Origin of the sequence: uncultured Xylophilus sp. (assembly GCA_913776965.1) — a bacterium.
GTDB lineage: Bacteria > Pseudomonadota > Gammaproteobacteria > Burkholderiales > Burkholderiaceae_C > Xylophilus.
The window spans coordinates 1-9,936 of sequence record CAJYQL010000086.1; the positions used below are offsets into that span (position 1 = coordinate 1).

Here is a 9,936-nt window from a genome sequence, read left to right on the forward strand (position 1 = left end):
CGGCGAGACGGCCGAGATCGGCGACGGCTGCACGATCTACCAGGGCGTGACCCTGGGTGGCACCTCGCTGTACAAGGGTGCCAAGCGCCATCCGACGCTCGGCCGCGATGTGGTGGTGAGCGCCGGCGCCAAGGTGCTGGGCGGCTTCACCGTCGGCGACGGTGCGCGCATCGGCAGCAACGCGGTGGTGATCAAGCCGGTGCCGGCCGGAGCGACCGCGGTGGGCATTCCGGCGCGCATCATCCAGACCGACGACCGGGTGCGGCGCGAAGCCGCCGCCAGCAAGATGGGTTTCTCGGCCTACGGCATCTCGGAGCAGGACGACCCGCTGTCGCAGGCGATGCGTGGCCTGATCGACAACGCGTCGTCGCAGGAAACGCAGATCGCACTGCTCTGGCAGGCCATCGACCGGCTGCGGCGCGGCGACGGCGACTGCGTGCCGCCGCAGGCGGCGCGGGAAGAGCACTTCGAAGCCGACAAGCTCAACGCGCTGGTCGGCAAGTGAGGGCGTCGAACGCCGTTCAGGCGGACGGCGGGCGGCGCACGGCGGACTTGGGCCGGAAGGCACGGCAGACCGTGTCGTCCGTCTCGAGGTAAGGGCCGCCGATCAGGTCGATGCAGTAGGGCACGGCCGCGAAGATGCCGGGCACCCGCTGCGAGCCGTCCGCGTTCTTCAGGCCTTCGAGGGTTTCGGCGATCGCCTTCGGCTGGCCGGGCAGGTTCAGGATTAGGCTGCGGCCGCGCACCACGGCCACCTGCCGCGACAGGATGGCCGTGGGCACGAAGGCGAGGCCGATCTGGCGCATCTGTTCGCCGAAACCAGGGAGTTCCTTGTCGGCGACATCGAGCGTCGCCTCGGGCGTCACGTCGCGCGGGGCGGGGCCGGTGCCGCCGGTGGTGCAGACGAGGCTGCAGCCGCCGTCGGCCAGTTCTCTCAGCGTGTCGGCGATGCCGGCACGTTCGTCCGGGATCAGCCGGGCCTCGAAGGTCACCGGATTGCGGAGAGCCCGCGCGAGCCAGTCGCGCAGTGCCGGCAGGCCCTGGTCCTCGTACACGCCGGCCGATGCGCGGTCGCTGATCGAGACGATGCCGATGCGGACAGCCTCATGCATCGTCGCGCTCCTCTTCGTCGTCATCGTCGCCTTCGGGCGCCTCGCCGTCGCCACGGCCGGCCGGCGCGCCCAGGTGCGTCCGCACCAGCCGGAAGATTTCGCGGTAGGCCCGTCCGTGCCGGGGCGCCAGGCCAGGCTTCTCCGGCACCGCATCCTTGCGGGCCTGGCGCACCAGTGCGCGCAGCTGCTGGATGTCGGTTTCGGGGTGCGCCGCGATCCAGCGTTGCACCGCGTCGTCTTCCTGCAGCAGTTCGGTGCGCCACTGTTCGGCCTCGTGCAGCGCCTGCGTCTCGCGGGCGGAGCCGCGGCGTTGCTCGTCCAGCGCCTCGCGGATGGCCGCGACGGTGTCTTCGTCGAGCTTGCGCATCAGCTTGCCGATGAACTGGATCTGACGACGGCGTCCTTCGAAATTCGTGATCGTGCGGGCGGTCTGCAGCGCTTCCGTCAGCTTGTCGGGCAGCGCAAGGCGGGCGAGCAGGTCGCCGCGCAGGGTGAGCAGCGACTCGCCCAAATCCTGCAGTTCGGCGCTTTCGCGCTTCAGGTCGGTACGGCTGGCGGTGTCGGTGCCCTTGAGCTCGCGCTTGAGTTCGAGGTCGAGTTCGCTGCCTTCGGCCACGAACTGGCCGCGGACGAAATAGCCTTTTTTGGGTTTGCGGGACATGGCGGACGTGTGGGAGGCGGGCCGCGGGGCCATCGGCAGTGGAGCCGGGCGCGGCAGAGGGGGCCAAGTATCATAGCCCTCGACATGAAGAAGACCCCGACCGCCTCCGCTTCGCCCCGCCCGGCCGACCAGCCCGCCACCGGATTCAGCTACAGCCGCGCTTTCTTCGAGGACCTCGTTGATACCGCGCTCGCGCATGCCCGCAAGCTCGGTGCAACCGACGCGGGGGCAGAGGCATCGGAAGGCTGCGGTCTGAGCGTCAGCGTCCGCAAGGGGGAGCTTGAGACGGTCGAGCGCAACCGCGACAAGTCGCTGGGCGTGACGGTCTACATCGGCCAGCGCCGGGGCAACGCGAGCACCTCCGATTTCTCCAAGGCGGCGATCGCGCAGACGGTCCAGGCGGCCTACGACATCGCGCGTTTCACTGCGGAAGACCCGGTCGCGGGCCTGCCGGACGAAGCGGACATCGCGCAGGAGCATCCGGACCTGGACCTGTTCCACCCTTGGGACATCGACAGCGAACGGGCCGCGGCGATGGCCAAGGCCTGCGAGCGGGCGGCGTTCGCCACCGACCGCCGCATCCGCAACAGCGAGGGCGCGGGCGTGTCGGCGCAGCAGTCGCATTTCTTCAGCGCACACACCCGCGGATTCCGGGGCGGCTATGCCAGTTCGCGTCACAGCATGTCGGTCGCACCGATCGCTGGCCGCGGCGACGACATGCAGCGCGATGCCTGGTACACCTCGATGCGCGACGCGGCCCAGCTGTCGACACCCGAAGCGGTGGGCCGCTATGCGGCCGAGCGTGCGCTGTCGCGGCTGCACGCACGCAAGATCCCGACGGTGGAGTGCCCGGTGCTGTTCGAATCGCCGCTGGCCGCCGGTCTGCTTGGCGCCTTCACCCAGGCGGTGAGCGGCGGCGCGCTGTACCGCAAAAGCACCTTCCTGCTCGACTCCCTGGGCCAGCCCGTGTTCCCGGACCACATCGACGTGGACGAGGACCCGTTCCTGCGCGGCGGCAAAGGCAGTTCGCCGTTCGACGAGGAAGGCGTGCAGACCCGCGCCCGCAAGGTGGTGGACGCGGGCAGGGTGCAGGGCTATTTCCTCAGCACCTATTCCGCGCGCAAGCTGGGCATGAAGACGACCGGCAATGCCGGCGGCTCCCACAACCTGACGCTGACGTCGCGCCTCACCCTGCCGGGCGACGACCTGGCGGAGATGCTGCGCAAGCTGGGCACCGGCCTGTTCGTGATCGAGCTGATGGGCCAGGGCGTGAACTACGTCACCGGCGACTACTCCCGCGGTGCGAGCGGCTTCTGGGTGGAAAAGGGCGAGATCGCATTCCCGGTCCAGGAGATCACGATCGCCGGCAACATGCGCGAGATGTTCCGGGGCATCCAGGCGGTTGGTGCGGACGCGTACAACTACGGTGCCAAGACGGTCGGGTCGGTACTGATCGACCGCATGAAGGTCGCCGGCAGCTGATACGCCGCTGCCGGCCGGCTCCGGCCGGCAGCGTGCCTCAACGCGGAACGCCGTGCGCCGGCATGCCCATGCGGGGCGGCCGGTAGTCGTGGCGCGGCGCACTGCTGCCGACCGGTTCCACGCGCTGCTGTTGCTGCAGGCGTTGCAACTGCAGCCGCTGTTCCTGCTGCATCTGCGCCAGCTGGTGCTGCTGCGCCTCGATCTGGTGGCGCTGCGCTTCCTGCTGCTGGCGCTGCTGCATCTGGAACTGCTGTTGCTGCAACTGCATCTGTTGCTGCTGCAGGAACTGCTGGCGCTGCAGCTGGTGGCGCTGCGCGTCGATCGCCCGCTGGCGCTCGTAGGCGTCGTACTGCTGGCGCAACTGCATCTCTTCCCGCTGCAACTGGAGCTGGCGCTGGCTGGCGTCGGGCTGGAAGCGCTCCTGGGCCGACCGTTGCTGCTGCTGGCGCAGGATCTCCTGGCGCTGGCGGTCCTCCAGCATCTGCTGGGAGCGCTGCCACTGCTGCTGCTGGATGCGGTCGGAGAGCGGTGCCGACGGCGGCAGCAGCGGCGAAATCGCGGGAGGTGGTGCGAACTGGGCATGGCGGGCACCGTCGGGCAGAGCGCCGTAGCGCGCGAAGCCCGGACCCTGCCAGGCCGGCGGAGATACCGCCCGGGCCTGCGCCAGGTCGCGCGGATCGACTGGCAGCGCGGTTCCAGGGACGATGCCGCGGCGGCCGAAATCGCCGGCCGGCACCACGGTCACCGCCTGCGGGCGCGTCTGGTAGTAGTAGCCTGTGATGTTGTTCTGCGCGAAGCCGGCCCGGTTGAGGCGCGCGATGTAGCCGGGGCTGGCGACATAGGGCGGACGCCAGGCTTCGCCCGGGGCCAGCGGGAACCAGCCGATGCTCGGCCGGCCGCCCACGGCGAAGGGCTCTCCGCCCGGCTGGCCGAGGAAGCCGACCACCGCCGGCGCATAGACCGGTCGGGGCCCGAGGCTACCCGGCACCCAGCCCCAGCGGCCGCCGGCCTGGGTCCAGCGCCCGTAGTGGAACGGCGCGAAACCCCAGGGGGCATCGTCGATCCAGGTCCAGCCCCAGGGCGCGACCGATTCCCAGCGGCCATACCGGTACGGGGCCCAGTCCGCGCCGGTGGTGCGCGGGAACCAGATGGCGCCTACGGAAGGATCGGTCTGCCAGTCGCCGTAGGCGTCGAGCTGCTGGATGCCGGGAACGTCGCGCGATGCGTACTTCACCGAGGGCGACTGCGCGAGCAGGCGATCGCGGGCATCGGACCAGCGGTCGAAGGCATCGGCGACGGCGACGGCGACGGCGACCGATGCGGTGCTGCCGCCCGCCAGGTTGCGGCCGCTGAATTCGCGGCGCTGGGGGCCGGCCAGCGGAAACGCCTCCGCCCGTTCGCCGTACAGCGTGCCGGCGGCACCGGCGTCGGCCGTGAGGCGGGTCGTGCCGCGGCTCGCATCCACGTCGATGCGCCAGCGGCCGGGACGATCGAGCACCAAAGCGAGGTTCGGGGTGTCGACTTCGAATCGCTCGCCGGCCTCCAGCGACCGGACCTGCACGCCCACGGTGCCGGCCGTCAGCCGGACCTGGGTGGTGCGGTCGTCGAGAACGGTGAATCCGAGGGTCGACGCACTGTCAAGCCGCAAGGTGGCGCTGCCCGCATGCAGTTCGGCACGGGCGCCCGGATCGGTCCAGACGGTGTCGCCGGTGGTGAGCGGCCAGCGGGCGTCGGCCGGGCGGGGCTGGCCCTCGGCTGCCAGCTGGTACTGGACGCTGCCCTCCGCGACGTCGATGCGGGCAACCCGGGTGGGCGGATCGGCCTGCTGCGCCGCGGCGCACAAGGCGGCGCCGGCGGCCCAAAGGGCGATCCAGCGGCGGGCGGAGAGCAGGAAATGCAGGCGCATGGTGCCGATTCAACGCGCCAGGGCGTCGCTCGGTTCACCGGAGGGTCTTTCGCGGCCGTTGCGAGCGGCGGCACGCGGCAGGATGGCTGGGACGCTGCAATTCCGGTAGCGCAGGGCGGCGAGGGCCGACGCCCTGCGCGCGCCCGATCAGCCGGCCAGCGCTGCCTTGACGGCCGCCGACACCTGGGCCATCTCGGCCTTGCCGGCGAGGCGCGCCTTGGCCGCGCTCATCACCTTGCCCATGTCGCCGGCGGCCGGCGCGCGGCCGAGTTCGGCGGTGACGTCGGCGACGACGGCCCGCACTTCGGCCGCAACCTCGTCGGCCGACAGGCGGGCGGGCAGGTAGGCCTGCAGCACGGTGGATTCGGCGGCTTCCTTCTGCGCCAGATCCTGGCGGCCGGCCTGCTCGAAGGCGGCGATCGAATCCTTGCGCTGCTTGAGCAGCTTGTCCACGATGGCGACGACGGCTGCATCGTCGAGTTCGACCCGTTCGTCGACTTCCTTCTGCTTGATCGCCGCCAGCAGCAGGCGGATCGTGCCGAGGCGCTCGCTGTCCTTGGCGCGCATCGCGGCCTTCATGTCGTCGGTGATCTGGTCCTTGAGTGCCATGGGGTCTCCTGGGAAAACGGGTACGGACAAATGAGGTGGGCAGAAACGAAAAACCCGCGCCTGGCGTCCCGAGCGCGGGTTTCGAGCCGTCGCCGGCCGGCCGTGAAGGCCGGTGCGGCGCGGTGTCGAGGATCAGTACAGCTTCTTCGGCAGCTGCATGCTGCGCACGCGCTTGTAGTGGCGCTTGACGGCGGCGGCCTTCTTGCGCTTGCGCTCGGCGGTGGGCTTCTCGTAGAACTCGCGGGCGCGCAGGTCGGTCAGCAGGCCGAGCTTTTCGATGGTGCGCTTGAAGCGGCGGAGAGCCACGTCGAAGGGCTCGTTTTCTTTTACACGGATGGTCGTCATGTGATTTCCGAAATGTGCCGGCAGAGGGATGGCGGGAGATCGGGCCCGACAGCCGTGCGCGGCGGTTCCCCGTCTGTAACTAGTATTTGGCCGACGGGGGTTTGCCAGCAAAGCCCAAGATTATAGCGCCCGCGGTCGGCGCGACCGCGCGACCGTCAGCCGGCGCGGCGCAGCGCCTGCCCGCAGGCATGGCCGCTCGCCCAGGCCCACTGGAAGTTGTAGCCGCCGAGCCAGCCGGTCACGTCGGTCACTTCGCCGATGAAATACAGGCCCGGCTGCTTCGTCGCCTCCATCGTCTGGGACGACAGGTCGCGGGTGTCCACGCCGCCGAGCGTGACCTCCGCCTTGCGGTAGCCCTCGGTGCCGGTCGGGGTGATTTCCCATCGGGCGATGCGCTGCGCGAGGCTCTGCAGGGCCTTGTCCGGCACCTCGGCCGCGGGGCGTTGCAGGACGGGGTCGCCGTCGGTCCAGGCGTCGGCCAGGCGGGCGGGGACCAGGGCCGCGAGTTCGTTCGACAATTTCTTCTTCGACGCGGCCTTCGCATGGCCCAGGCGCGCGGCGATGTCGGAGCCGGGGGCGAAGTCGATCGCGAGCGGCTGGCCTTCGCGCCAGTAGCTCGAGATCTGCAGCACCGCCGGACCCGACAGCCCGCGATGGGTGAACAGCAGGTCTTCGTGGAAGGCGCCGCGCGCCTTCTTCTGGCCGGTCGCGACCTCGACCGGCAGCGCCAGACCGGCGAGACCGGCGTAGGGGGCCCACGCGGCGCCGTCGAAGGTCAGCGGGACGAGGCCCGGCCGCGTCTCGACCAGTCGCAGGCCGAACTGCTGGGCGACCCGGTAGCCGAAGTCGGTGGCGCCGATCTTCGGGATCGACTGGCCGCCGGTGGCGACGACCAGCTGCGGCGCCGAGGCGCTGCCGTTGTTGCTATCGATTTCGTAGCTGCCTACGCAGGTTCCATCAGCGCTGGAGGCCGAAAACCTTATGGAATGCACCGTGCAGGGCTGCCAGCGCACCACCCGGCCGCCGCTCGCGCCGCCGGCGCACTCGGCCACCAGCAGCGCGATCAGGTCTTCGGCCGAACGGTCGCAGAACAGCTGGCCCTTGTGCTTTTCATGGAAGGGGATGCCGTGGCGCTGGACCAGGCCGATGAAGTCCTGCGGTGTATAGCGCGCCAGCGCGGACCGGCAGAAGTGCGGGTTCTGGCCGAGGAAATGCTTTTGCGGTGCGGCGGGGTCGAGGTCGCGGTTGGTGAAGTTGCAGCGGCCGCCGCCGGAGATGCGGATCTTTTCCGCGAGCTTTTCGGCATGGTCCACCAGCAGCACCGACAGGCCGCGCTGCGCCGCCACCCCTGCGCAGAACAGACCGGCAGCGCCGGCGCCGATGACGATCGCGTCGAAGCGCTCCATTCAGGCCTCGCGCTGTGCAGCGAAACTGCCCGACGGCCGCAGGGTCCGCGTGCCGGACGAGGTCCCACGGCGCCTGTACCCCTTGCGGAACAGGACAACGGCAGGGGCAGGGCAGGGCGGAGCGGACATGGCAGGAGCGGCGGCGCAGCGGCTGCGCGTGGGGAAGCGGGGAGCGCGCGAGTCTACCGGCGGGGCCCGAAGCCTGCCCGCGCACCGCCCCGATGCCCGGCCGTCCGCGCGCCCGCCCGGATCAGTGCGGCGCGCCGACCAATTGCCCTGCCTTCACCGACAGCCCGTCGATCTGCCCGGTGATGCCCGACAGTACGTTCGCCACCACCGCGAATTCGCGGCCGTGCTGGCCGGCACGCGCGGCCATCACCTGGGCGTTGAAGCTCACGACCTTGGCTTCGCGGGCCACCCGGTTGATCGCCTGCACGATGTCGCCCAACTCCCGCACGGTGGACGCGGTGCGGGCGCTGTCGATCCCGTCGAAGGCGGAGGTGGCGCGGTTGAGCGCCTCCAGCACGCCGTCGTTGCGCTCCACCAGCGCGGCCACCGCCGCGGCGCGCCGGACGCTGCCGGCAGCGATCGCGTCGAGCGCGTCGGCAGCGCAGCGCGCGAAGTCGTCGACCAGCGCCGCCACGCCGCGCGGGCCGTCGTACACCGCCCGCAGCGCCGTGGCCGCCGGCGGCTCCATGCCGCGGATGGTGTCGGTCAGCCGTGCCTGGCTGTCGCTGAACAGCGCGAGCGTCCTGCGGGCGTCGTCCAGGTGCGGCAGGGGATGGTCGGCGGCCAGCACGGTCTGCAGGACCAGCCGCTGCGACAGCATGCGCTGCCGCGCGGCCAGGTTGACGGTGGACATGGCCGGTGCGGCGGAGGCCGGTGCCGGCTGGCTGCCGGGCGCGAAGGTGGTCCGTTGCCGGACGGACATGGAAATCTCCTGAGGGTGTTGTTGCGGTTGCGAAGCCTGCGCCGCGCCAGTCCGCCGCCGTCGGATCGGGCATGCCGTGCAGGGGTAGCGGATGCCGAACACCGGATCTTCTGCGCCGTCGGGCACAGGGCAGGAATGGTTACTGCACGCCCGCGGCGGGCGCCCTACCATCCGCGGTCAACGGAGGTGACTGCTGTGAAACGCAATGTTTTCGAATCCGAGGACATGGACCAGCTCGACGTGACGGTGAGCGAGCTGCTGGTGGCGACTACCGAACAGTCCGACGTGCTGGTCGATGCCTCGGTCAGCCAGGTGCTGCAGGTGCTGCGCGAGAAGCTCGGGATGGACGTGGTCTTCGTCGCCGAGTTCGACGGCGACCACCATGTGCTGCGCCAGGTGGCGAACCCCGAGGGGGCGCGGGTGCACCAGCCGGGCGAGGTCCGGGAGCTGGAGCAGACCTGGTGCCACCATGTGGTCGAGGGCCGGCTGCCGCGGCTGGTGAAGGACACCGCGCACGATCCGGCGATGCGCCATGCGCCGCCGGCACCGGCGAAGATCGGCGCGTTCATCACGACGCCGATCGTGCTGGGCGACCGGCAGAACTACGGCACGCTCTGCACCTACAGTTTTTCCGCCAACGACGCGCTCGGCGATCGCCAGCTGCAGGCGATGGAGAAGGCGGCGCACCACATCGCCCAGGCGGTGGGCCGGCGTCGCGCGGGCTAGCGGCGCAGGGCGCTTTGCCGTCCGGTCAGGCCGCGCGCAGACGGTCGGCCGCGCCGGCACCGGTCGCCGCGGCGAGGCCGGTCAGCACGTCGCCCACCACGATCACGGACGGACTGCCCAGCCCTTCGGAGACGAGGGTCTGCTGCAGCGCGCCGAGCGTCGTCACCACGTGGCGCTGGGTCGCGAGCGTGGCGTTCTGGATCACCGCGACCGGCGTGGCGGCGGGCAGGCCGTACAGCAGTTCGTCCTGGATGCGCGCCGCGCCCGACACGCCCATGTAGATCACCAGCGTCAGCCGGGCCGCATGCGCCGTGGCAGCCAGGGTGCGCCAGTCGGTACCGCTGTCGCCGGGCTTGGCGTGGCCGGTGACGAACACCACGCCGTGCGCATACTCGCGGTGGGTGAGCGGCACGCCGATCGAGGTCATCGCCGCCAGGCCGGAGGTGATGCCGTTGACCACCTCGACCTGCACGCCGGCGGCGCGCAGGTGCTCCACCTCTTCGCCGCCACGGCCGAAGATGAACGGGTCGCCGCCCTTGAGCCGCACTACCCGTTCGCCGTCGCGCACCGCCATCAGCATCAGCTTCTCGATGAAGGCCTGGGGCGTGCTCTTGCAGCCGCCGCGTTTGCCGACATAGACCACGCGGGCACCGGGCTGGGCCAGGGCGACGATGGCGTCGCTGACCAGGTCGTCGACCAGCAGCAGGGTGGCAGAGGCGATGGCCTTGACCGCCTTGACCGTGAGCAGGTCGGGATCG

The 9,936-nt window shown here is 70.8% G+C and carries 10 protein-coding genes and 1 pseudogene; 3 read left to right on the plus strand and 8 right to left on the minus strand.

All coding sequences use genetic code 11. From position 1 onward, the window contains the following. Nucleotides 1-505: pseudogene (locus QZ500_RS13150) on the plus strand (serine O-acetyltransferase); the annotation flags it as partial. 16 nt (nt 506-521) lie between these two features. Here QZ500_RS13150 and mog read toward each other — a convergent pair. Both mog and yjgA read right to left on the minus strand, forming a co-directional pair. Further along, nucleotides 522-1,112, minus strand: a complete 591-nt coding sequence (mog, locus tag QZ500_RS13155; protein WP_295855862.1) for a molybdopterin adenylyltransferase — start codon at nt 1,110-1,112, stop codon at nt 522-524. Then, a complete protein-coding gene (gene yjgA / locus QZ500_RS13160) occupies nt 1,105-1,773 on the minus strand; it encodes a ribosome biogenesis factor YjgA (RefSeq protein ID WP_295855863.1) in 669 nt (222 codons plus the stop codon). Before yjgA ends, mog begins: the two co-directional genes overlap by 8 nt. Before the next feature lie 84 nt (nt 1,774-1,857). Here yjgA and pmbA point away from each other — a divergent pair, with 84 nt between their 5' ends. After that, a complete protein-coding gene (pmbA, locus tag QZ500_RS13165) occupies nt 1,858-3,255 on the plus strand; it encodes a metalloprotease PmbA (protein WP_295855864.1) in 1,398 nt (465 codons plus the stop codon). A 37-nt stretch (nt 3,256-3,292) separates the two neighbouring features. Here the strand turns inward: pmbA and QZ500_RS13170 are convergent, their stop codons facing one another. The 5 genes from QZ500_RS13170 to QZ500_RS13190 all read right to left on the minus strand — a co-directional run bounded on the left by QZ500_RS13170 (nt 3,293) and on the right by QZ500_RS13190 (nt 8,452). Continuing rightward, nucleotides 3,293-5,161, minus strand: a complete 1,869-nt coding sequence (locus QZ500_RS13170) for a DUF6600 domain-containing protein (protein WP_295855865.1) — start codon at nt 5,159-5,161, stop codon at nt 3,293-3,295. A gap of 147 nt (nt 5,162-5,308) precedes the next feature. Next, nucleotides 5,309-5,770: a GatB/YqeY domain-containing protein gene (locus QZ500_RS13175; protein ID WP_295855866.1), complete on the minus strand. Its 462-nt coding sequence runs from the start codon at nt 5,768-5,770 to the stop codon at nt 5,309-5,311. A 132-nt stretch (nt 5,771-5,902) separates the two neighbouring features. Continuing rightward, on the minus strand, nt 5,903-6,115 hold the full coding sequence (gene rpsU, locus QZ500_RS13180) for a 30S ribosomal protein S21 (RefSeq protein WP_007833691.1): 213 nt from the start codon (nt 6,113-6,115) through the stop codon (nt 5,903-5,905). Nucleotides 6,116-6,270: 155 nt separating this feature from the next. Beyond that, nucleotides 6,271-7,521 (minus strand): NAD(P)/FAD-dependent oxidoreductase, encoded by a 1,251-nt coding sequence (locus tag QZ500_RS13185; protein ID WP_295855867.1) that lies wholly within the window; start codon nt 7,519-7,521, stop codon nt 6,271-6,273. Between the two features lie 250 nt (nt 7,522-7,771). Next, nucleotides 7,772-8,452: a methyl-accepting chemotaxis protein gene (locus tag QZ500_RS13190; protein ID WP_295855868.1), complete on the minus strand. Its 681-nt coding sequence runs from the start codon at nt 8,450-8,452 to the stop codon at nt 7,772-7,774. A gap of 195 nt (nt 8,453-8,647) precedes the next feature. Between QZ500_RS13190 and QZ500_RS13195 the strand changes: the two genes are divergently transcribed. Then, entirely contained in the window at nt 8,648-9,178 is a 531-nt protein-coding gene (locus QZ500_RS13195) for a GAF domain-containing protein (RefSeq protein ID WP_295855869.1), read from the plus strand. A 25-nt stretch (nt 9,179-9,203) separates the two neighbouring features. Here the strand turns inward: QZ500_RS13195 and cobA are convergent. Further along, on the minus strand, nt 9,204-9,936 hold a 733-nt coding region (gene cobA, locus QZ500_RS13200), incomplete at its 5' end, for a uroporphyrinogen-III C-methyltransferase (RefSeq protein WP_295855870.1).